We start from the raw sequence: 21210 nt of genomic DNA on the forward strand, positions 1-21210 counted from the left end.
CGTCACTTCTGCCAGGCCAGCACGTACAGCTTGTCGCTGCCGGCGAAGGACTTGTGGATCTGTCGTTTCACGGCATCCGAGTTCTGGAACAGCGCCACGAACGTCTTGACGACCGGATCGTCCTTGCGCGCGGCCTTGGTGACGAAGCTCACCGTGAAGAGCTTGTCCTCGATGCCGGAATAGATGAGCGCGCCGGTCGGATCGAAGGTCCCGGCGGCGACGATGAAATGCGGGTAGCCCTGCGCGAGATCGACATCGCCGGTGATCCGCACGAGTTGCGGCCCCTCGACCTCGGTGAATTTCAGCTTCTTCGGGTTCTCGGTGATGTCGTCGACCGTGCCGAGGAAGCCGACGTCGTCCTTGAGCTTGATGAGCCCCGCCTTCTGCAGGAGCAGCAGGCCGCGCCCCTGGTTCACCGGATCGTTGGCGATGGCGACCTTCCCGCCCACGGGGATCTGGTCGAAGCTCTTATGCTTCAGGGAATACAGGCCGACATTCTGCAGGATGCCGAGGCCGACGATGTCGAACGCGTAGCCCTTCTGCTTGGAGGCGTTCTCCATGAAGGGCCGGTGCTGGAAGAAGTTCAGATCGATGTCGCCGGCATCCAGGGCGACGTTGGGCGTGGTCCAGTCGCTGAACTCCACGACCTTGATGTCGATGCCCTGCGCCTTGGCCTCCGGGATCAGCGCGTTGACGGCGTCGCTGTAGGCGCCCGGCACGGTGCCGACCTTCAGGGTCTCGGCCTGGGCCAACGTCGCGCCGAGGGTGAGAAGGGCGGCGGCGAACACTCTCGGAAGGCGCATCGGCGGGAAGCTCTGGCAGGCTGTTGTCGTCGGCAACTGTGTAGATCGGCCGGCCGCCTCCCGACATTCCAAAGATCTTCGCCCGCAAGGACGAATGATCTCTGCGGGCCCGGAAAAAGAGGAGCCCGTCGCGGCGGGTCGGGGCGCACGAAAGGCGATCCGCGCTGACGTGCGAAAACCGCGCATCGTTTTCGGCGCATCGTGCGTTCCCGCAAAGAGAGCATCAGCTCACGGGGGGATGGAACGACAGCGAGGAGGCAAATATGCTGCGTGGTGGATTGCTTTGGTTGTTGGGGATACCGCTGCCGATCATCCTGCTTCTGTGGTTCTTCGGCGTGTTCCACTAAGCATCGACAGACAGCGGGCGTCTTCCATGGACGGTCCTGGAGCGGCGCCCGCCCGCGACATTGTCTGCGGCGTGACTTGCGCCCTTGCCCCTTGAGGCGAACGCTCCTCCGAGGATACGGTATACATTACGCCTGTTCCAGAGAGGGAATCCGATGGCGCGTTTGAACGTCAACGGCGTCGTCCGCGAGGTCGATGCCGAGCCCGACACGCCGCTTCTCTGGGTGATCCGCGAGCAGATCGGATTGACCGGCACCAAGTATGGCTGCGGCATCGCCCAGTGCGGCGCCTGCACCGTGCATATCGACGGGGCGGCGGTGCGCTCCTGTTCGATGCCGCTCTCGGCGGTGGGGCCGGGGCAGAAGATCGTCACGATCGAGGGGCTGGCGGCGGGCGCCGCCCATCCGGTGCAGCAGGCCTGGGCCGAGCTCGACGTGCCGCAATGCGGCTTCTGCCAGCCGGGCATGATCATGGCCTCGGCGGCCCTGCTGGCGCAGACGCCGCACCCGAGCGAGGAGCAGATCCGCCAGGAGATCACCAACATCTGCCGCTGCGGCACCTACAACCGCGTGCTGGCGGGCATCAAGCTCGCCGCCGAGCGCGGCCAGTCCGGTTGAGGGGTTCCGCATGAGCGTCGATCAGAAGGCCCCCCGCCCCTCCCGCCGCGCGATGCTGGCCGGTGCCGGCCTGTTCACCCTCGGCTTCCACATCCCGTTCAAGGCCACGGCCGCGATCCTCGGCGGGGCGCCCCTGGCCCCGGAGGTGAACGCCTGGGTCGTGGTGAAGCCCGACGAGACCGTGGTGATCCGCATCGCCCGTTCGGAGATGGGCCAGGGCACGCTCACCGGCCTCGCCCAGCTCGTCGCCGAGGAACTCGGCTGCGATTGGGCCCGCGTCACCACCGAATATCCGAGCCCGGGCCAGAACCTCGCCCGCAAGCGCGTCTGGGGCGACTATTCCACCGGCGGCAGCCGGGGCGTGCGCGATTCCCATGAGTATGTGCGCAAGGGCGGCGCCGCCGCCCGGATGATGCTCGTCGCCGCCGCCGCGAAGGGCTGGGGCGTGCCGGAGGCCGAGTGCCGGGTGGAGCGCGGGGTGATCACCCACGGCCCGTCCGGCCGCAGCACCACCTTCGGCGCGGTCAGCGCCGAGGCGGCGAAGATCGCCCCGCCCCAGGACGTGGTGCTCAAGGATCCGAAGGACTGGACCATCGCCGGCAAGCCGCTGAAGCGGCTCGACACCCTGCCGAAGCTCGACGGCAGCCAGGTCTACGGCCTCGACCTGAAGCTCCCCGGCCTCCTCAACGCCGCGATCCGCGATTGCCCCGTCACCGGCGGCACCGTGAAGGGCTTCGACGCGGCCTCGGTGGCGGCCATGCCCGGCGTGAAGCGGGTGATCCCGGTCGGCGACAGCGCCATCGCGGTGGTGGCCGACACGTTCTGGCGGGCCAAGACCGCCCTCGACGCCCTGCAGATCGTCTGGGACGAGGGGCCGAACGCGGCGGTCTCCAGCGAGACCATCGCGGCGACCCTGCGCGAGGGGCTCGACGCCGATGAGGCCTTCGTCGGCAACAAGGCCGGCGACGTGGCGGGGGCGCTGAAGGGCGCCGCCAGGGTGGTGGAGGCCGTCTACGGCGTGCCGTTCCAGAACCACGCCACGATGGAGCCGATGAACGCCACCGCGCTCTGGACGCCGGAGCGCTGCGAGGTCTGGACGCCGACGCAGAACGGCGAGGCGGCGCTCGCCGCGACCGCCGACGCCGCCGGCCTGCCGGCCACGTCCTGCGAGGTCTACAAGATCCATCTCGGCGGCGGCTTCGGCCGGCGCGGCGCCACGCACGATTGGGTGCGCCAGGCCGTGCTGATCGCCAAGGAGATGCCAGGCACGCCGGTCAAGCTGATCTGGACCCGCGAGGAGGACATGACGCATGGCCGGTATCACCCGGTCACGCAGTGCCGGATGCGCGCCGCCCTCGACCCGGACGGCAACCTGACCGGGCTGCACATGCGCATCTCCGGCCAGTCGATCCTGGCCTCCGTCGCCCCCCAGCGCATGGTGGAGGGCCGCGATCCCGTCACCTTCCAGGGGCTCAACCCCGGCGGGCCGGAGGCGGCGATCGGCTACACGATCCCGAACATCCTGATCGACCACGCCATGCGCAACCCGCACATCCTGCCGGGCTTCTGGCGGGGCGTGAACCTGAACCCGAACGCCATCTACCTCGAATGCTTCATGGACGAGCTGGCCCACGCCACCGGCCAGGATCCCCTTGCCTTCCGGCTGAAGCTGATGGACAAGCACCCGAAGCACCGGGCCGTGCTGCAGGCGGTGGCCGAGCGGATCGGCTGGGACAGCAAGCCGCCGGAGGGCGTCTTCCGCGGCCTCTGCCAGACGATGGGGTTCGGCAGCTACGTGGCGGGCGCGGCCGAGGTCTCGGTCTCCGACCAGGGCGAGCTGAAGATCCACCGCATCGTGGCGGCCACCGATCCCGGCCACGCGGTCAACCCGCAGCAGATCGACGCGCAGGTGGCGGGCTCCTTCGTCTACGGCCTGTCGGCGGCCCTCTACGGCGCCTGCACCGTGAAGGACGGGCGGATCGAGCAGACGAACTTCGACAGCTATCCCGTCATGAAGATGGACGCGATGCCGGCGGTCGAGGCCATCCTGATGCCCTCCGGCGGGTTCTGGGGCGGCGTCGGCGAGCCGACCATCGCCGTGGCGGCGCCGGCCGTGCTGAACGCCGTCTTCGCGGCCACGGGTAAGCGGGTGCGCCACCTTCCCCTGAAGGACACGGACCTGCGCCGGGCATGAGGACGCCGCTGCCGGGGCTCGCGCTCCTCGCCGCCCTCACCACGGCGGCGGGGGCCGTCGAGATGCGCCCGCCGCCGGGTGCCTCGTCCTGCACCGGCTGCCATGCCGAGGGCGCCGCGATGGGCGCCCTGGCGGGGCGGCCGGAAGCCGAGATCGTCGGCGCCCTCGACGCCTTCCGCAGCGGCACCCGCCCGGCGACGATCATGAACCGCATCGCCAAGGGGTTCGACGCGGGGGAATCCCAGGCCATCGCCGCCTGGTTCGCGGCGCAGGCGCCCCGATGAGGCGCGAGGTCCCATCCGCGCCGACGCGCCGCGCGGTGATCGGCGCCGCCGCCGCCAGCGTTCTGGCGCGCCCGGCGCTCGGCGGCACGCCCCCGCGCGTCGTGGTGATCGGCGCCGGGTTCGGCGGCGCCACGGCGGCGCGCTGTCTCGCCGCCGGGGGCGTCGACGTGACCTTGGTCGAGGCGGCGGAGCGCTACGTCGCCTGCACCGGCAGCAACGCGGTCGTCGTGGGCCTGCGCGGGATCGACGCCCAGACCTTCGGCTACGACGCCCTCGGCCGGGCCGGGCTCCGGTTCGTCCGCGCCACCGCGACGGGAATCGATGCCACCGCCCGCCGGGTGAGCCTCGGCGACGGGACGGCGCTGCCCTACGACCGCCTGATCCTCTCGCCGGGCATCGACCTGCGCTTCGACGCCATACCGGGCTACGACGCGCAGGCCATCGAGGCGATGCCCCATGCCTGGAAGGCCGGGGAGCAGACGGTACGCCTCGCCCGCCAGCTCGACGCCATGCCGGAGGGCGGCACGGTGGTGCTCTCGGCGCCGGCCAACCCCTATCGCTGCCCGCCCGGCCCCTATGAGCGCGCGAGCCTGATCGCCCACTTCCTCAAGACGCGGAAGCCACGGGCGAAGCTCGTCCTGCTCGACGCCAAGGACACGTTCTCGAAGCAGAAGCTGTTCGAGGCGGCCTGGAAGACGCGCTACCCGGACGTGATCGAGTACGTGCCCCTCGCCGCGGGCGGCGCGGTGACGGAGGTCGATCCGGCGGGGATGGTCGTGCGCACCGACTTCGCCGAGTACAAGGCGGATGTGGCCTGCATCATCCCGCCCCAGCGCGCCGGGCGCATCGCGGCGCAGGCCGGCTGCGCCGACCGCAGCGGCTGGTGCCCGATCGACCCCGTGACCTTCGAATCGCGCCTCGTGCCGGGCATCCACGTGATCGGCGACGCCGCCATCGCCGGGGCGATGCCGAAATCCGCCTTCTCCGCGAATTCGCAGGGGAAGGTCTGCGCCCAGGCGGTGATCGACCTGCTGGCCGGGCGGGAGCCCGAGAGCCCGAAGCTCATCAACACCTGCTGGAGCCTCGTCGCGCCGGGCCACAGCATCTCCATCGCGGGCGTCTTCCACCCGGCCGACGGCCTCCTCGCGGATGTGCCCGGCGCGGGCGGCATCAGCCCCCTCGACGCGCCGGAGGACGTCCAGGCGCGGGAGGCGGCCTATGGCGAGAGCTGGTACCGGACGATCACCCGGGACGTGTTCGGGTGAGGCGGCGCGACCGGGCCGCACGCCTCCTCGCGGCCCTGCTGGGGCTCGCCGCCGCGCCGACGCGGGCCGGGGACGGCGTGGTGCCCTACACCGTCGTCGGCGACGCGATCCCCGAATCCCTGACCGGCGCGCCCGGCGACCCCGTCCGGGGGCGGGCCATCGTCGCGGACAGGACCCGGGGGCTCTGCCTGCTCTGCCATGCCGGGCCCTTCCCGGAGGAGCGCTTCCAGGGCAACCTCGCCCCCGACCTCGCGGGGGTCGGCGCGCGCCGTAGCCCGGCGCAGCTGCGCCTGCGGCTGGTGGACGGGCGGGCGTTGAACCCCGACACGATCATGCCATCCTATTACAGCCTCGCGGGGCTCGCCCGCGTGGGGACGGCGTGGCAGGGGCGCCCGATCCTCGGAGCGGGCGAGATCGAGGACGTCGTCGCCTTCCTGGCGACCCTGCGCGAGGAGAGCCGATGAGCACGCGGAGCGGACGGAACGCGGTGGACCGGCGCCGGGTGCTCGCCGGGGCGGCCGGGGCCACCCTGGCGGTAGCCCTGCGCCCCGCCACGGCGGCGACACTGCCGCGCACCGAGACGACCGAATCCGCCATAAGGCGTTTCGCGGGCGACAACCCGATCCGGCCGGGGCGGGTGACGCTGGACCTGCCGCCGCTGGTGGAGAACGGCAACACGGTGCCGCTCGCCGTGAGCGTCGAGAGCCCGATGACCCCCGAGGACCATGTGCGCCGCATCGGCGTGTTCAACGAGAAGAACCCGCAGCCGAACGTGGTCACGGTGCATCTGCGGCCGGGCGCCGGCCGGGCGCAGGTCTCGACCCGGATCCGCCTCGCCGACACGCAGCGCATCACCGCCATCGCCGAGATGAGCGACGGCACCTACTGGTCGGCGAGCGCGGACGCCATCGTGACCCTCGCCGCCTGCCTGGAGGGCTGAACCCGCATGGCCCGTGCCCTGATCAACCTGCCCAAGACCGCCAAGGCCGGCGACGTGATCGCGATCAAGACGCTGATCGCGCACCCGATGGAGACGGGGTTCCGCCCCGGCGCGGACGGCCGCATCCTGCCGCGCAACATCGTGACGGAGTTCGTCTGCCGCTTCGAGGACGAGGAGATCTTCCGGGCCGAACTCTTCCCCGCCTCGGCGGCCAACCCGTTCCTGACCTTCACCTGGGTGGCGACGAGGAGCGGCCGCTTCAGCTTCACGTGGCACGGCGACGGGGGGTTCGACCAGACCGAGACGGCGTCGATCACCGTGGCCTAAGCCCGGCCATGCCGCCCCGCTCCGGCACGTCGCCGCCGGCCGCCCTCCTGGCCATCCTGCTCTCCGGCACCCTGGCGGGGGCGGAGCCCATCGCCCCGGCCGACCGGCGCTCGGGCTTCGACCAGATGAGCCCGGCGATCCAGGCCATGCAGCGGGACGACGAGGCCAATCCCGGCCTGCTCGCGGTCGCGGACGGGGCCGAACTCTGGACGGCGCGTCCGCCCTCCGGCCGGCCGGCCTGTTCCGGGTGCCATGGCGAGGCCGCGTCGAGCCTGCGCGGGGTGGCGGCGCGCTACCCGGCGTGGGACGCGCGGACGGAACGGCCCATCGACCTGCAGGACCGGGTGAATGCCTGCCGCCGGGAGCACCAGGGCGTGGAGCCCCTCGCCTACGAGAGCCCCGACCTGCTGGCGCTGACGGCCTTCGTCGCCGTGCAATCGCGCGGCCTGCCCATCGCCCCGCCGGACGATGACCGTCTCACGCCCGCGCGGCGGCAGGGCCGCGCGCTGTTCGAGGCCCGCCAGGGGCAGCTCGGCCTGTCCTGCGCGATCTGCCACGACGACCATTGGGGCCGCCGCCTCGGCGCGGCGGTGATCCCGCAGGGGCAGCCGACCGGCTACCCACTCTACCGCCTCGAATGGCAGGGGCTCGGCTCCCTGCAGAGGCGCCTGCGCAACTGCCTCACCGGCATGCGGGCGGAGCCCTTCGCCTACGGTGCGCCGGACTTCGTCGCCCTCGAACTCTACCTCGCGACGCGGGCCGCGCCGCTGCCGGTGGAGACTCCGGCCGTGCGGCCCTGACTCAGGCCGCGATCTTCCTGCACTCGGCCGCGCACGCCTTGCACGAATCGCGGCAGGCGCGGCACTCGGCGATGTCGGGGAACTTGCCGCACTCGGTCTCGCACGCGGTGCAGATTTCGGCGACGGCGCGGGCCATGACGCGGGTGTGCGGCGAGTTCACCGCCGCGATGGCTTGCAGGGCGTCGCAGGCCGCGATGAGGTCGTGGACCGAGGCCATGCACGACACCATGCTGGTGTCCTTCATCGCGACCATGCCGAAGCAATGGCGCAGACAGTTGTTGCCGGTCTCGACGCAATGGGCGCTCGCCGCGCTGAGCGCCGCATAGAGCGGCGGGTGGTCGTGCGCGCCGTCCGCCGCCGCCCCGTGATCGTGGCCGTGATGGTGCCCGGCCTCCTCCGCGCGGGCCGCGACGCTCGTCGCCAGACCCGCCATCATCCCCGCCGCGATGAACCGACGCCGTTCCATGATGAATCCCCCAGAGACGACGCCGTGGCGTCGGCGGGAGGCTAGCACGGGCGGGGTGAAGACGCGAAAACGGCCGAGCCTGCGGCGATGCCCCGGCCTAGTGCATCGATCCAGACGAAGGCGTCAGCCGTGTCTGGAAAAATTGATGCAAAAACAATGAGCTAGGGCAGAGACGCATGAATGGAGTGAGTGCGTCACTGCACTAGCGGTAGGCCGCCGCCTGCAGCTCGAACAATTCGGCGTAGCGCCCGCCGTCGCGGACCAGTTCCTCGTGCGTGCCCGCCTCCCGCACCCGGCCGTCCCCGAGCACGACGATCCGATCCGCGCGGCGCACGCTTGAGAAGCGATGCGAGATCAGCAGGGCGGTGCGTCCCAGGGCGAGGGCGCGGAGGCGGGCGAACACCTCGGCCTCCGCGCGGGCGTCCAGGGCGGCGGTCGGCTCGTCGAGGATCAGCACCTCGGCCTCGCGCATGTAGGCGCGGGCGATGGCGAGCTTCTGCCACTCGCCCCCGGAGAGATCGACCCCGTCCTCGAAGCGGCGCCCCAGCCGCTGGCCGTAGCCCGCCGGCAGCCGCTCCACCACGGTGTCGGCCAGGGCGCGGCCCGCCGCGTCCTCGATGCGAGGCGCGTCGTCCTGCGCCTCGATGCGCCCGACCGCGATGTTCTCCCCCGCCGTGAGGTCGAAGCGGACGAAATCCTGGAAGATCACGCCGATGCGCGTGCGCAGGACGTTCGGGTCGTAGTCGCGCAGGTCCCGCCCATCGAGCAGGATGCGCCCCTCGGTCGGGTCGTAGAGACGCGCCAGGAGCTTGACGATCGTGGTCTTGCCGCTGCCGTTCTCGCCCACCAGCGCCACGACCTCGCCGGCCCGGATCGTGAGGGAGAGGTCGCGCACCGCCCAGCGCTCGGCACCCGGATAGCGATAGCCCACCGCCTCGAACACGAAGCCGTCGCGGATCGGCGTGGGGAACGGGGCCGGCACGGCGGGCGCGCGGACGCGCGGGGCGAGGGCGAGGAACGTGAACAGGTCGTCGAGATACTGCGCCTGCCCCGACAGCTGCGAGAGGCCGAGCAGAAGCCCCTCGACGAGGCCGCGCAGCCGCAGGAAGGCGCCCGTCAGGAAGGTGAGGTCGCCGAGCGTGAGCGTGCCGGTGGCCGTGCGCAGGGCGATCACGAGGTAGGCGAGGTAATAGGCGAGCGTGCCGAGGCTGGCGAAGAGCCCGCCCGCCACCGCCCGGCGCAGGGCGAGGCGGGTGTTCTCCCGCAGGGCGCGGTCGGCGAGGATGCCGAAGCGCGCGGCGAGGTAGCCGCTCAGGCCGAACAGCTTGATCTCCTTGGCGGTCTCCGCCCCGGCCCCGAGCTGGCGCATGTAATCGCCCTCCCGCCGCTCCGGCGAGCGCCGGTAGGCGAGGCGATAGCCCTGCCGGTTGAAGTGAAGCTCGTTGAGGAAGGCCGGGATCAGGGCGAGGACGAGCAGGACGACGAGCCAGGGCAGGAACGCCACGACGGCCACGGCCAGGGAGAGGGCGGTCAGGCCGTCCTGAAGCTGGCCGAGGAGCTGGCCCATCGGGTTCGCGCGCCACGCGACCTGACGCCGGGCGCGCTCCAGCCCGTCCTGCACGGCGGGGTCCTCGAACTGCGCGAGATCGAGGGTGGCGGCATGGGCCATCAGCCGCAGGGTGATGGCGTTGCCGGTCCTCTCGGCCAGCACGCCGTCCACGAGGGTCGTCGCCCGCCCGAGCAGGTCGGAGGCGAGGGCGAGCGCGAGCTCGATCCCGATCAGCAGTTCGACGTGCCGCTGGATCGGCGCGGTGAACCACGTTTCGGCACCCGCCGCCCCGGCGGGGTCGGCCCGCCCGGCCACGACCGTGTCGACCACGAGCTTGGCGACGTAGAGCATCAGCGCCGGCACCGCCGCGCGGGCGAGCCGCAACCCGACGCTGAGGAGCGTCAGGGCGCGGCTCGTGGACCAAGCGAGCCGGAACAGGGCCGGCAGGTGCCGCAGGGGGCCGATCCGTGTCGCGGCGGCGCGGCGGAGCCGTTCGGTGGCTGACGACGACAAATCGGATCTCGCGCCGCTGGATCGTGTCCCGACCTTACCGCAGGGTGGCCGGCTCGCCCGGCTTCAGATGCGGCTCGCCCCCATTGGGGCCGCCGGGGGAGACGTGGTCGTTCAGCCGCGTCAGATGCTCGAACACATGCTCGAAGGCCGCCGTGACGGCCTTCTCGAAGGATCCGTCACGCTTGTCCTGGGCAACCTTCAGGGCGTTCAGCAACTGATGGTGCGTTTCGGTGTCGCTCGACATGACACTCCTCCTGGCCGACGAGAGGTCGGCACGGGGGGCAAGCCCGCGGCATCAGTGCGGGTTCCTGTTCTCGACCCGACGAAGGCTTTCGAGGAAGTTGCGCAGCTCGGTCAGCCGCCGCCGCTCGTCCGTCACCTGCTCGTCGAGGCCGAGGCGCCATGCGAGGTCGGGCCGCTCCGGCGCCCGGTGGAGCGCGTCGATCTGCCCGGCATAGCCCTCGATGTCGGCGCGGTCGCGGCCGAGCCCCGCCTCCACGAGGCCGTCCGCCTGCCGCCGCAGGGCGCCGGCCACCTCGTCCAGGCCGATCTCGGGATGGTACTGCACGCCCCAGAACGTGCCCCGTCCGAAGCGGATCTCGGCGGCCTGGACCGTCGTGAGGCCGTTCTCCGCCAGCAGCACGGCGCCGGGCGGCAGCGCCTCGACCTCGTCGGTGTGGATCGACGGCGCGTCGAAGGCGGCGGGCCGTCCGGCCAGGAGCGGATGCGCGCGGCCCGCCTCGGTCGGGGTGATCCGCCGCGCGAAGGCCGCCTCCGGCCGGCGGACGTTCGGGCGGACGCTGCCGCCCGCCGCCACGGTCGCGACCTGCAGGCCGGCGCAGGAGCCGAACGAGGGCGTGCCGGCGTCGAAGACGGCCCGCATGAAGGCGATGGCGCGCCGGGTCTCGCGCGTCTCGTCGTAGAGGTGGAGGGGCGATCCGCTGAACAGCACCGCGTCGTAATCGGCGGGCGAGGTGCCCGCCGGGAGCGCGGCATCCGCGTCGGCGGGGAAGACCCGGTCGCAGACGGCGCCGGGCGCGAGCCGGTTCAGGACGTCGAGATAGGTCTCGCCGGAGGAGCGGCCCACGCTGGCGCGGCGCTCGTCCCGCGCCTCCGGGGTTTCGCTCTCGGCGACGAGCAGGCGTGGGGTCGGACGGTCGGAGGCCACATTCTGCCTTTGCGATGGGGGTCCTCGGGCGGGCTCGGCGAGCGGGACGGAGCGCGAGGATGCGATGCCTCGCACCAACCCCCGAAGGCGCGCGCGTATGCGTGCGGCATGCTGGCAGGCGGGAGGGGGACTAGCCCATCGTCTCGCGCAGCAGGCCCGGCACCACGCCGGAGATCTCCCGCGCCAGGAAGCCGATGGGACCGATCGAGGCGGCCAGACGACGGCCGGCTTCACCGTGCAGGAACACCCCCCACAGGGCGGCGGAGAGGGGTTCGAGGCCTCGGGCGAGGAGCCCGGCGACGAGGCCGGCGAGCACGTCGCCCGAGCCCGAGGTCGCCAGCCCGACGCCGCCGCCCTCGTAGAGCCAGTGGCCGCCCTGCGGGTCCACGATCGTCGTCGCGGCGCCCTTCATCACCACCACCGTCCCGAGCAGGGTGGCGGCCGCCCGCGCCGCGTCGAGCGGGTCCGCCTCGACCGCGTCCCGGCTCCGGTCGAGGAGTTGCGCCATCTCGCCGGCATGGGGCGTGATCACGGCCCGCCCGCCAACCGCCCTCACCGCCTCCGCATGGACGGCGAGGCCGCACAGGGCCGTGGCGTCGAGGACGAAGGCGGGAGACCCATCCGCGCGGAGCAGCCCAGCCGTGAGCGAGGCGGAGGCGTCGTCGCCCATCATGCCGGGCCCGATCAGGACGGCCTGGCAGCCCCCCGCCATGCGGCGCAGGTCGTCGGCGGCGCGCGGGGCGTCCACGCCGCCATCGGAGGCTTCGGGCAACCCGACGACCATCGCCTCGGGCACCATCAGCCCCATGCCGGCGGCCGCGCTGGCGACGGTGGCGATCTTGAGCTTTCCGGCGCCCACCCGCAGGGCCGCGACGCCGGCCAGCAGGGCCGCCCCCGGAACCGAGGCCGAGCCGCCGATGACCAGCACGCTGCCGCGCGCGTCCTTGCTGCCCTCCCGGGGGACCGGGAGCGGGTGCTCCCGGAGCAGGGAGGGGGTGAGGATGCTGGGGGTCATCGGGCCGCCACGTTCGCGTCGGGATCGGACGTCACCGTCGCGCCGCCTGCGGTGATCGGCGCGACGAAGTTGTAGCGGTCCAGCGCGAGGTGGCCGGTGCCGCCCCCGGAGGAGCGGAAGGCGTATTCGGTCACGGAGCAATTCGCGACGTCGCCCTCGGCGTCGATGCCCAGGATCTGCGCCTCGGTCATGTCCTCGATCAGGTAGCGCAGGCACAGGACCACGACCTGATGCGCGACGATCAGCACCCGCCGCTCCGCGTAATGCAGGGACACGGTGTCCAGGGCGCTCCGCAGGCGCAGGATCACGTCGCACCAGCTCTCGCCGGATGGCGGCCGGTGATAGAACTTGCCGAGGCGGCGGCGCATGGCGGCCTGCTCGGGATGCAGTTGCTCGACGCCAGCGCGGGTCAGCCGGTCGAGGACGCCGAGTTCCCGCTCGCGCAGCCGCTCGTCGATGTGAAACGCGGGCGCCCCCGGCGACAGGCCGCCTACGGCGCGGATGCGGTCGGCGGTCTGCCGCGCCCGGAGGTAGGGCGAGGTCAGCACGATCTCCGGGCGGGCTCCGTCCGGCTGGTCCGCGAACCAGCGCCCGACCGTGTCGGCCTGGTGCGCGCCGCGCGCGCTCAGGGGCACGTCGACGTCGCGCTCGGCAATGTCGATCCGGGCGAGGCTCGCGCCATGGGCGGCCTCCGCCGCGACATTGCCGGCGCTCTCACCGTGCCGCACGATCCACAGCCGGCTCGGCCAGCGCTGGTGCATGAACTTCGCCCTTCGATTGCGTTCGGCAACGCCGTTCGGGGCCCCGGGTTCGCGGGCGTCGGGCGCGCACCGAACGAACGCCGGCCCCGCGCGTTCATGGCCATGCTTGCACGCCCGACCGACCGGCCCCCCCACATCAGCCCCGCCGACCCCGCCAACCGGTTCGAGGCGGCGGACGTCGCCGCCGGCCTCCGGCTGGCGCGCGGCAAGGATCATCCCGTGGTGCGCAGGCTCGGGAGCGCGAGCGAGATCGGAAGCTGGAAATCGCTGCTGGCGCTGTCCGCCGGCACCCTGGCCCTGGGCCTCGCGGCGCGGGACCGCCGGCTCGCGGCGGCGGGGCGGCACATGCTGGAGGCCGGCATCCTGGCCAGCCTCGTGAAGACGAGCCTGAAGCGGACGGTGCACCGGACCCGCCCCAACGTCGTCCTGGACGAGGGGTATTACGCGCGGGGATGGCCGGGGACGAATGTCGGGCCGTGGCAATCCTTCCCGTCGGGCCATTCCGCCCTGAGCGCCGCCGTCGCCTGCGCCGCCGTCCGGGCCTACCCGGAGGTCGCGGGGCCCGCCTATGCCGTCGCCGCCGGGATCGTCGCAGCGCAGGTCCTGCGCGGGGCCCATTTCCCCGCCGACGTGCTGGCGGGGGCGGCCATCGGCGTCGCGGCGGAATACGCCGTCGACCGGGTGACGCACGAGCGCCGCCGGCCCCCGCGCTGAGGGCGATCAGCCGCTCACGCCGCGCCCCTCCGGCGCAGCGCGGGCTCGCGCGCGCCGTCCTCGACGGCCTGCGCGAACCGGAAGGTGCAGCGGCCGGAGGCCTTGGCCGCGTAGAGCGCCTTGTCGGCGCGCGTATGAAGGGCCTCGCCGTGAACCGCCCCGGCGGCGGCGAGGGCGATGCCGATGCTCACGCCGATCTGCCGTTCATGGCCGTCGAGGTCGAAGGGTGACGAGAGCGCGGCGATCAGCCGTTGCGCCAGGGTGATGGCCCTCGCCCGGTCCGCCCCCGGCTGGATCACGACGAACTCGTCGCCGCCGAGCCGCGCCACCACGTCCTCGTCCCGGACCGCAGCGCGCAGGCGGTCGGCGACGGATTGGAGCAGCCGGTCGCCGGCATGGTGGCCGAAGCTGTCGTTGATCGCCTTGAACCGGTCGAGGTCGAGGCAATGCAGGGCGAAGCCGTCATGGCCCCGCTGCGCCCGCGCGATCTCGCCCTGCAGGCATTCGCGGAATTGCAGCCGGTTCGGCAGGCCGGTCAACGGATCGTGCCGCGCCAGATGGGCGAGCCGCGCCTCGCGCTCGCGCAGGAGGCGCTCCGTCTTGTGCAGCCGTAATTGCGCGGTGACGATCCGGGCAAGGTTCTCCAACTGCCCGCGCTGCCGGGCCGTGAAGCTGCGCGGGACACGGTCCATCACGCACAGGCTGCCGACCTGAAGGCCGGGGGCGACCTCCAGCGGGGCGCCGGCATAGAACCGGACCCGTTCCGCCCCCGTCACGAGGAGGCTGTCGCGGAAGCGTGGGTCCCGCGCCGCATCCTCGACGACGAGGACTTCGTCCGACACCACGGTGTGGGTGCAGAAGGATTCGCTGCGCGCCGTGCCCGGCAGGCCGATGCCGCAGCGGCCCTTGAACCACTGGTCGGTCTCGGTGACGAGGGACACGAGGGCGATGGGGGCGCCGAACAGGTCGCGGGCCGTCTCGCAGATCGCGGTGAACTGGTCCTCGGGCGCCGTATCCAGGATGTCGAGATCGAGAAGGGCATCGAGCCGGGCGGCTTCGCGGGGATGCACCGGTACCATCGGGAGCCCTGACTTCCGCTACGTGACGCGCCACTCGGTAACGGCGCAGTTTCGGGAAGGGTCACAGTAGGTTCGAAGACTTACGGGGAATTAAACGTGCAAGGTAAACTGAAAATCGCTGCGCAGCTCGCAATTTCGGTTTCCACGTACACGACCGTCAAGCTTCCTCGACACTTGTGCCGCCGGTGGCATCACCTCCCCATCTCGTCGGCTCCGCCCACGCGTGTCGCCCGGCCCCCCCGAGGCAGAGTCCAAGTGTCGCGCCGGCAGTAAAGGAACGGGTGCCATTCGTTGAGGTCTTGAGCCCGGCGCATTATGCAGTGGCCCATGGAACTTCAGATTTCACCCGAACGGCCCGTGGCGCCCCTCGCCTGCAAGCTGCCGCACGCCGGAAAGGCGGCGCCGTTCCTGCCGATGAGCCGCGCCGAGATGGCCGCCCTCGGCTGGGATGCCTGCGACATCGTGCTGGTGACGGGCGACGCCTACGTGGACCATCCGAGCTTCGGCATGGCCATCATCGGCCGGCTGCTCGAATCGCAGGGGTTCCGGGTCGGCATCATCGCGCAGCCCGATTGGCAGTCGGCGGAGCCGTTCAAGGCGCTGGGCAAGCCGCGGCTGTTCTTCGGCGTGACCGGCGGCAACCTCGATTCGATGGTGAACCGCTACACGGCCGACCGCCGCCTGCGCCACGACGACGCCTACACAGCCGGCGGCGAGGGCGGCCGGCGGCCCGACCGCTGCACCATCGTCTACACGCAGCGCTGCCGCGAGGCCTACAAGGACGTGCCGATCGTGCTCGGCGGCATCGAGGCGTCGCTGCGCCGGATCGCCCATTACGATTACTGGTCCGACAAGGTACGCCGCTCGATCCTGGCGGACGCGAAGGCCGACCTGCTCCTCTACGGCAACGCCGAACGGGCGGTGATCGAGGTGGCGAACCGCCTCGCGGTCGGCGAGGCCCCGAACGAGCTCGACTCCGTGCGGGGCGTCGCCCTGTTCCGCCGCGTGCCCGCCCACTACACCGAGCTGCCCGCCGACGACCTCGACTCCGCGGACGAGGCCGCCTCCCGCAAGCCCGGCGAGACCGTGATCCGGCTCCCCGCCTACGAGCAGGTGAAGGACGACAAGGAAGCCTATGCCCGCGCCTCGCGGGTGCTGCACCGGGAGGCCAACCCCGGCAACGCGCGCCCGCTGGTCCAGCGCCACGGCGACCGCGACCTGTGGCTGAACCCGCCGCCGATCCCGCTGACCAGCGAGGAGATGGATTCGGTCTACGACCTGCCCTACGCCCGCGCCCCCCATCCGTCCTACGGCGATGCGAAGATCCCCGCCTGGGACATGATCAAGTTCTCGGTGACGATCATGCGCGGCTGCTTCGGCGGCTGCACCTTCTGCTCCATCACCGAGCACGAGGGCCGGGTGATCCAGAACCGCTCGGAGGGCTCGATCCTGCGCGAGATCGAGCACATCCGCGACAAGACCCCCGGCTTCACGGGGGTGATCTCGGATGTCGGCGGGCCGACCGCGAACATGTACCGGATGGCCTGCAAGGACCCGAAGATCGAGTCCGCCTGCCGCCTGCCCTCCTGCGTGTTCCCGGACATCTGCCCGAACCTCAACACCTCGCACGACGACCTGATCCGGCTCTACCGGAAGGTCCGCGAGGTGAAGGGCGTCAAGAAGGTGATGGTCGCCTCCGGCGTGCGCTACGACCTCGCGGTCCGGAGCCCCGAATACGTCAAGGAACTCGTGACCCACCATGTCGGCGGGCGCCTCAAGATCGCGCCGGAGCACACCGAGCGCGGCCCCCTCGACAAGATGATGAAGCCGGGGATCGGCACCTACGACCGGTTCAAGGCCATGTTCGACGCCGCCGCGAAGGAGGCGGGCAAGAAGTACTACCTGATCCCGTACTTCATCGCCGCGCATCCCGGCACGACCGACGAGGACATGATGCACCTCGCGCTCTGGCTGAAGAAGAACGATTACCGCGCCGATCAGGTGCAGACCTTCCTGCCCTCCCCCATGGCGACCGCCACCGCCATGTATCACACCGAGATCAACCCGCTGCGCGGCGTGCGGCGGGGCGGCAGCGAGCCGGTGGAGGCGATCAAGGGGATGCGCCAGCGGCGGCTGCACAAGGCGTTCCTGCGCTACCACGACCCCGAGAACTGGCCGGTCCTGCGCGAGGCGCTGCGGGAGATGGGCCGGGCCGACCTCATCGGGCCGAGGCCGGACCAACTGGTGCCGTTCTCGCAGCCGCCGGGGACCGGCGCGGGCGCAGGCTTGGGCAAGCCCGGGGGCCGGAGCCGCCACGCGGGTCGCCCGGTCTTCACCACCAAGGGCGTGCCGCTGAGGAAGTGACGGCCGGGCGGCAAGCTTTGCTTTGCACGGGCCGCCCGCCATGTAGCGGCCTATGATCCGATTGATCCCCAGCCTGCCCGCCCTCTACGTCGCCGCGCGGGTCGTGTGGCCGAGCCCCTGGCCCCTCGCGGTCAAGCTCGGCGCCACCATCCTGCTGATCGCGGCATCCCAGTATCACCTGTGGAGCCGCCTCTCGTCGGGATCGGTCTTCGCGCCGGAATTCCCCCGCCCGGTGGTGATCCTGTTCAACGGGGCGTTCGGCGCGCTGGCGCTGGCCGCGCCGATGCTCCTCGCCCTCGATGCCGTGGCGCTGGCGGGCTGGGCCGTGCCCGGCGGCGGATGGGCCGTCCCCCTGGCCTGGCGCTACGCGGCGGTGCTCGCGGCCGTGGTCCTGGCGGCGCTGGCCGTGGCCCAGGCCGTGCGCGTGCCGCCGCTGAAGGACGTGACGGTGGCGATCCCCGACCTGCCCCCCGCCTTCGACGGCTACACGCTCCTGCACCTCTCCGACCTGCACATCAGCCGGCTGTTCCCGGCTCCCTGGGCCGAGGCCGTCGTCGCCCGCGCCAACGCCCTCCGCACCGACCTGATCGTGGTGACGGGCGACTTCATCGACGGCGCCCTCGCCTCCCGGCGGGACGACGTCGCGCCGCTGCGCGCCCTGACGGCGCCGGACGGGGTCTGGGCCGTGCCCGGCAACCACGAATACTTCTTCGATTACGCGGCCTGGATGCGCCACCTCGCCGGGATGGGGATCCGCATGCTGGCCAACGGCCACACGGTCCTCCGGCGCGAGGGCGGGGCCCTCGTGGTGGCGGGCGTGACCGACCGCTCGGCCCCCGCCACGGGCAATCCGGGGCCCGACCTCGCCGCCGCGCTGGCGGGCGCCCCGCCTGACGCGCCGGTCGTGCTGCTGGACCACCAGCCCGGCAACGCCGCCAGGGCGGCCGCGCAGGGGGTGCGGCTGCAATTGTCGGGTCACACCCATGGCGGCATGATCCGGGGCCTCGACCAGCTGGTGGCGCGGGGGAATGCCGGGTTCGTCTCCGGGGCGTACCGGGTCGGGGGCATGGTGCTCTACGTCAGCAACGGGACCGCCCTGTGGCCGGGCTTCGCCCTGCGCCTCGGCCGCCCCTCCGAACTGACGCGGATCACCCTGCGGGCGGGCGGAGCGTTGCAATGAGGCGGTCATGACCCCGGATCGGCCGGACGGCGCGAGGCCCCGCCGCGTCCTCGTCCTGGGGGCGACGGGCACGATCGGCCGCGCGACCGTGCGGGCGCTCGCCGCGCGCGGCCATGACATCACCTGCCTCGTCAGGCGCCCCGCCGAGACCGGCACCGCCACCCGGATCGTGGACCTCACCGATCCGGTCTCGGTGGCGCGCGAGGGCCTGCGCGGCGAGACCTTCGACGTGCTGGTGTCCTGCCTCGCGTCGCGCACCGGCCTGCCCGACGACGCCTGGGCGATCGATCACCGCGCGCAGGTGAACGCCCTCCACGCCAGCCGGGCGGCCGGCGTGACCCATGTCGTGCTCCTGTCGGCGATCTGCGTCCAGAAGCCCCTCCTCGCCTTCCAGCACGCCAAGCTCGCCTTCGAGGCGGAGCTGATCGCGTCGGGGCTCGACTACACGATCGTCCGGCCGACGGCCTTCTTCAAATCCCTCTCGGGGCAGATCGAGCGGGTGAGACGCGGCAAGCCGTTCCTCGTGTTCGGCGATGGGACCCTGACGGCCTGCAAGCCGATCAGCGACGACGACCTCGGCCGCTACCTCGCGGATTGCCTCGACGCCGAGGGGCGGCGCAACCGCGTGCTGCCGATCGGCGGCCCCGGCGAGGCGATCACGCCGAAGGCGCAGGGCGAGCGGCTCTTCGCCCTGCTCGGGCGCGAACCGCGCTTCAGGCATGTTCCGGTGGCGCTCCTCGACGGCATCGTCGCCGTGCTGTCGACCCTCGGGCGATGGGTGCCGTCCCTGGCGGCCAAGGCCGAACTCGCGCGGATCGGCCGCTACTACGCGACCGAATCCATGCTCGTCCTCGACCCCGCGACCGGGCGATACGACGCGCAGGCCACCCCCTCCACCGGGTCGGAGACGCTGTTCGACTATTACGCCCGCGTGCTCCGTGGCGAGGCCGCCGCCGAGCGGGGGGACCACGCCGTGTTCTGACGGGGCGCGGCGCCATCGGGCACAGCCGGCCGGGCGAGGGCAGCCAATCCGAGAGATTGCGGATCGGCCGCAGCCCGAGTTCGCCGCGCCTGGCATCCAGGCAGGTCGGGCAGGACCGGCGGTCAATGGCGGCTGCGCATCAGGAACGGCGACAGGAACACCCGCTCGACCGTTTCCGGAAACGGCTCGCCGTCGAACGCGGGGAAGCCTAAGCTGCCCTCGCTGAACGACACTCATGATTCGGTCTTCGTTTGTAGTTCCAGGCCGGATCGGGCCCCAAGGACCCATTTCGAAAGCTCATAATGACCTGAATTCAGAGATTTTCCGAGGGAGAACGACCATGGACCATGACATGAAACGACGCACGGCTGCCGAATTCTTCGGCACCTTCTGGCTCGCCTTCGGCGGCTGCGGGGCCGCCGTCCTGTCAGCGGCCTTCCCCGAACTCGGGATCGGCTTCGTCGGCGTCGCCCTGGCCTTCGGCCTGACGGTCCTCAGCATGGCCTACGCGGTCGGCCACATCTCCGGCGGGCACTTCAACCCCGCCGTCACCCTCGGCCTCTGGGCCTCGGGCCGCTGCGCCAACAAGCACGTCGCGCCCTACATCGTCGCGCAGGTCGTCGGCGCCGTCGTCGCGGCGGGAACCCTCTACCTGATCGCCTCGGGCAAGGCGGGCTGGGTGCCGAAGGGCTTCGCGTCGAACGGCTACGGCGACCTCAGCCCCGGCCAGTACGGGCTCGGCGCCTGCCTCGCCATCGAGGTGCTGACGACCTTCTTCTTCCTGCTGATCATCATCGGCGCGACCTCGAAGGGCGCCGCCAGCGGCTTCGCCGGCATCCCCATCGGCTTCGCGCTGGTGCTGATCCACCTCATCTCGATCCCGGTGACGAACACCTCCGTGAACCCGGCCCGCTCGACCGGCGTCGCCCTGTTCGCCGGCGGCGACTACGTGGGGCAGCTCTGGCTGTTCTGGCTCGCCCCCATCGCGGGCGCCATGATCGCCGGCACCCTGGCGAAGTGGCTCTACGACGACACCAAGATCGTCGACACCGTCGTCGTCGAGCGGCGGATCGCGTAGCGGCCGCTCAGGCCTCGGCCACCACGACATGCGCGCCGGCCTCGGCCAGGGCCTGCCGCTGGTCCCGCGAGGCGCGGGCGTCCGTCACCAGGGTCCAGCGGCGGGGCAGAGGGGCCCAGGCCATCTGCTCCGCGCGGCCGAGCTTGCCGGCGGTGGCGAGGACGATCGTGTCCTCCGCCTGCGCCATCATCGCGGATTTGAGCGCGACCTGATCGAGGCTCGCCTCGCACAGGCCCCGTCCGGCGACGACGCCGTCCGCGCTCGTCACCAAACGGTCCGCCGTCACCCGGCGCAGGGCCTCGACGGCGATGGGGCCGACGGTGCTCATGCTCGTCGCCCGCAACCCGCCGCCGAGGACGATCAGGTCGATGTCCGGCGCGCGGGCCAGACAGGGAAGCAGCGCGAGGTTGTTGGTGATGATGCGCAGCCGGCGGTCCACCAGGAGGCGGCCGAAGGCCGTCACGGTCGAGCCGGCATCCAGGATGAGGGTCTCGCCGTCCGCGATCAGGGCGAGGGCCGCCCGCGCGATGGCCTGCTTCTCCGGGCCGTCGATCGCGAGCCGTTGGTCCAGGGTGGTCTCGGGCGGTCCTCCGGCGAGGATGGCGCCGCCATAGGTCCGCCGCACGGCCTTGGTGTCCGACAGGTGCTGGAGGTCGCGCCGGACGGTCGAGGCCGAGACGCCGAACCGCCGGGCGAGATCGTCCACGTCGATCTCCCCGAGTTCGAGCGCCGCCAGCAGCCGCGCGCGGCGTTCCGTCCCCCGCAT

Annotated in this window: 22 protein-coding genes; 13 read left to right on the forward strand and 9 right to left on the reverse strand. The window is 72.0% G+C overall.

Annotated elements, in window-relative coordinates; all coding sequences use genetic code 11:
- Positions 1-2 precede the first annotated feature (2 nt).
- Positions 3-803: a MetQ/NlpA family ABC transporter substrate-binding protein gene (locus ACXJ1Y_RS15745; RefSeq protein ID WP_463847124.1), complete on the reverse strand. Its 801-nt coding sequence runs from the start codon at positions 801-803 to the stop codon at positions 3-5.
- Positions 804-1303: 500 nt separating this feature from the next.
- Between ACXJ1Y_RS15745 and ACXJ1Y_RS15750 the strand changes: the two genes are divergently transcribed.
- The 8 genes from ACXJ1Y_RS15750 to soxA are packed head-to-tail and all read left to right on the forward strand — an operon-like array spanning position 1304 to position 7575.
- On the forward strand, positions 1304-1765 hold the full coding sequence (locus tag ACXJ1Y_RS15750; RefSeq protein ID WP_463847125.1) for a (2Fe-2S)-binding protein: 462 nt from the start codon (positions 1304-1306) through the stop codon (positions 1763-1765).
- A gap of 10 nt (positions 1766-1775) precedes the next feature.
- The gene (locus ACXJ1Y_RS15755; protein WP_463847126.1) at positions 1776-3959 is read left to right on the forward strand and encodes a xanthine dehydrogenase family protein molybdopterin-binding subunit; all 2184 of its coding nucleotides are present in this window, start codon (positions 1776-1778) and stop codon (positions 3957-3959) included.
- The gene (locus ACXJ1Y_RS15760) at positions 3956-4243 is read left to right on the forward strand and encodes a c-type cytochrome (protein ID WP_463847127.1); all 288 of its coding nucleotides are present in this window, start codon (positions 3956-3958) and stop codon (positions 4241-4243) included. Before ACXJ1Y_RS15755 ends, ACXJ1Y_RS15760 begins: the two co-directional genes overlap by 4 nt.
- Complete coding sequence (locus ACXJ1Y_RS15765; protein WP_463847128.1) at positions 4240-5508, forward strand: FAD-dependent oxidoreductase; 1269 nt, start codon at positions 4240-4242, stop codon at positions 5506-5508. The genes ACXJ1Y_RS15760 and ACXJ1Y_RS15765 overlap by 4 nt, the downstream gene beginning before the upstream one ends.
- The gene (soxX, locus tag ACXJ1Y_RS15770; RefSeq protein WP_463847129.1) at positions 5505-5972 is read left to right on the forward strand and encodes a sulfur oxidation c-type cytochrome SoxX; all 468 of its coding nucleotides are present in this window, start codon (positions 5505-5507) and stop codon (positions 5970-5972) included. The genes ACXJ1Y_RS15765 and soxX overlap by 4 nt, the downstream gene beginning before the upstream one ends.
- Positions 5969-6448 carry a SoxY-related AACIE arm protein gene (locus ACXJ1Y_RS15775; RefSeq protein WP_463847130.1) on the forward strand — a complete coding sequence of 160 codons (480 nt, stop codon included), beginning with the start codon at positions 5969-5971 and terminating at the stop codon, positions 6446-6448. The genes soxX and ACXJ1Y_RS15775 overlap by 4 nt, the downstream gene beginning before the upstream one ends.
- A gap of 6 nt (positions 6449-6454) precedes the next feature.
- On the forward strand, positions 6455-6775 hold the full coding sequence (locus ACXJ1Y_RS15780) for a thiosulfate oxidation carrier complex protein SoxZ (RefSeq protein WP_463847131.1): 321 nt from the start codon (positions 6455-6457) through the stop codon (positions 6773-6775).
- A gap of 8 nt (positions 6776-6783) precedes the next feature.
- Positions 6784-7575 carry a sulfur oxidation c-type cytochrome SoxA gene (soxA, locus tag ACXJ1Y_RS15785; protein ID WP_463847132.1) on the forward strand — a complete coding sequence of 264 codons (792 nt, stop codon included), beginning with the start codon at positions 6784-6786 and terminating at the stop codon, positions 7573-7575.
- 1 nt (position 7576) lies between these two features.
- On the opposite strand, the gene ACXJ1Y_RS15790 is transcribed toward soxA, so the two are convergent.
- From ACXJ1Y_RS15790 to ACXJ1Y_RS15815, 6 genes are all read right to left on the reverse strand, one after another.
- Positions 7577-8041 carry a four-helix bundle copper-binding protein gene (locus ACXJ1Y_RS15790; protein ID WP_463847133.1) on the reverse strand — a complete coding sequence of 155 codons (465 nt, stop codon included), beginning with the start codon at positions 8039-8041 and terminating at the stop codon, positions 7577-7579.
- 202 nt (positions 8042-8243) lie between these two features.
- Positions 8244-10103, reverse strand: coding sequence for an ABC transporter ATP-binding protein (locus ACXJ1Y_RS15795; protein WP_463847134.1), 1860 nt, complete (start codon positions 10101-10103; stop codon positions 8244-8246).
- 34 nt (positions 10104-10137) lie between these two features.
- Positions 10138-10347 (reverse strand): hypothetical protein, encoded by a 210-nt coding sequence (locus tag ACXJ1Y_RS15800; RefSeq protein WP_463847135.1) that lies wholly within the window; start codon positions 10345-10347, stop codon positions 10138-10140.
- Between the two features lie 51 nt (positions 10348-10398).
- Positions 10399-11271: a type 1 glutamine amidotransferase gene (locus ACXJ1Y_RS15805; protein WP_463847136.1), complete on the reverse strand. Its 873-nt coding sequence runs from the start codon at positions 11269-11271 to the stop codon at positions 10399-10401.
- A gap of 130 nt (positions 11272-11401) precedes the next feature.
- Positions 11402-12286 (reverse strand): NAD(P)H-hydrate dehydratase, encoded by an 885-nt coding sequence (locus tag ACXJ1Y_RS15810; RefSeq protein ID WP_463847137.1) that lies wholly within the window; start codon positions 12284-12286, stop codon positions 11402-11404.
- Entirely contained in the window at positions 12283-13047 is a 765-nt protein-coding gene (locus ACXJ1Y_RS15815; RefSeq protein ID WP_463847138.1) for a histidine phosphatase family protein, read from the reverse strand. Before ACXJ1Y_RS15815 ends, ACXJ1Y_RS15810 begins: the two co-directional genes overlap by 4 nt.
- 96 nt (positions 13048-13143) lie before the next feature.
- Between ACXJ1Y_RS15815 and ACXJ1Y_RS15820 the strand changes: the two genes are divergently transcribed.
- On the forward strand, positions 13144-13761 hold the full coding sequence (locus ACXJ1Y_RS15820) for a phosphatase PAP2 family protein (RefSeq protein WP_463847139.1): 618 nt from the start codon (positions 13144-13146) through the stop codon (positions 13759-13761).
- Positions 13762-13775: 14 nt separating this feature from the next.
- Here the strand turns inward: ACXJ1Y_RS15820 and ACXJ1Y_RS15825 are convergent, their stop codons facing one another.
- Positions 13776-14831: a diguanylate cyclase domain-containing protein gene (locus ACXJ1Y_RS15825; RefSeq protein ID WP_463847140.1), complete on the reverse strand. Its 1056-nt coding sequence runs from the start codon at positions 14829-14831 to the stop codon at positions 13776-13778.
- A 336-nt stretch (positions 14832-15167) separates the two neighbouring features.
- On the opposite strand from ACXJ1Y_RS15825, the gene ACXJ1Y_RS15830 reads away from it, so the two are divergent.
- The 4 genes from ACXJ1Y_RS15830 to aqpZ all read left to right on the forward strand — a co-directional run bounded on the left by ACXJ1Y_RS15830 (position 15168) and on the right by aqpZ (position 20444).
- Positions 15168-17204, forward strand: coding sequence for a YgiQ family radical SAM protein (locus ACXJ1Y_RS15830; RefSeq protein WP_463847141.1), 2037 nt, complete (start codon positions 15168-15170; stop codon positions 17202-17204).
- Between the two features lie 52 nt (positions 17205-17256).
- Positions 17257-18384: a metallophosphoesterase gene (locus ACXJ1Y_RS15835; protein ID WP_463847142.1), complete on the forward strand. Its 1128-nt coding sequence runs from the start codon at positions 17257-17259 to the stop codon at positions 18382-18384.
- Positions 18385-18391: 7 nt separating this feature from the next.
- Positions 18392-19366, forward strand: a complete 975-nt coding sequence (locus ACXJ1Y_RS15840) for an NAD(P)H-binding protein (RefSeq protein WP_463847143.1) — start codon at positions 18392-18394, stop codon at positions 19364-19366.
- A gap of 340 nt (positions 19367-19706) precedes the next feature.
- The gene (aqpZ, locus tag ACXJ1Y_RS15845) at positions 19707-20444 is read left to right on the forward strand and encodes an aquaporin Z (RefSeq protein ID WP_463847144.1); all 738 of its coding nucleotides are present in this window, start codon (positions 19707-19709) and stop codon (positions 20442-20444) included.
- Between the two features lie 7 nt (positions 20445-20451).
- Here aqpZ and ACXJ1Y_RS15850 read toward each other — a convergent pair whose 3' ends face one another.
- Positions 20452-21210, reverse strand: a complete 759-nt coding sequence (locus ACXJ1Y_RS15850) for a DeoR/GlpR family DNA-binding transcription regulator (protein WP_463847145.1) — start codon at positions 21208-21210, stop codon at positions 20452-20454.

It is taken from the genome of Methylobacterium sp. TK26 (genome assembly GCF_055361565.1).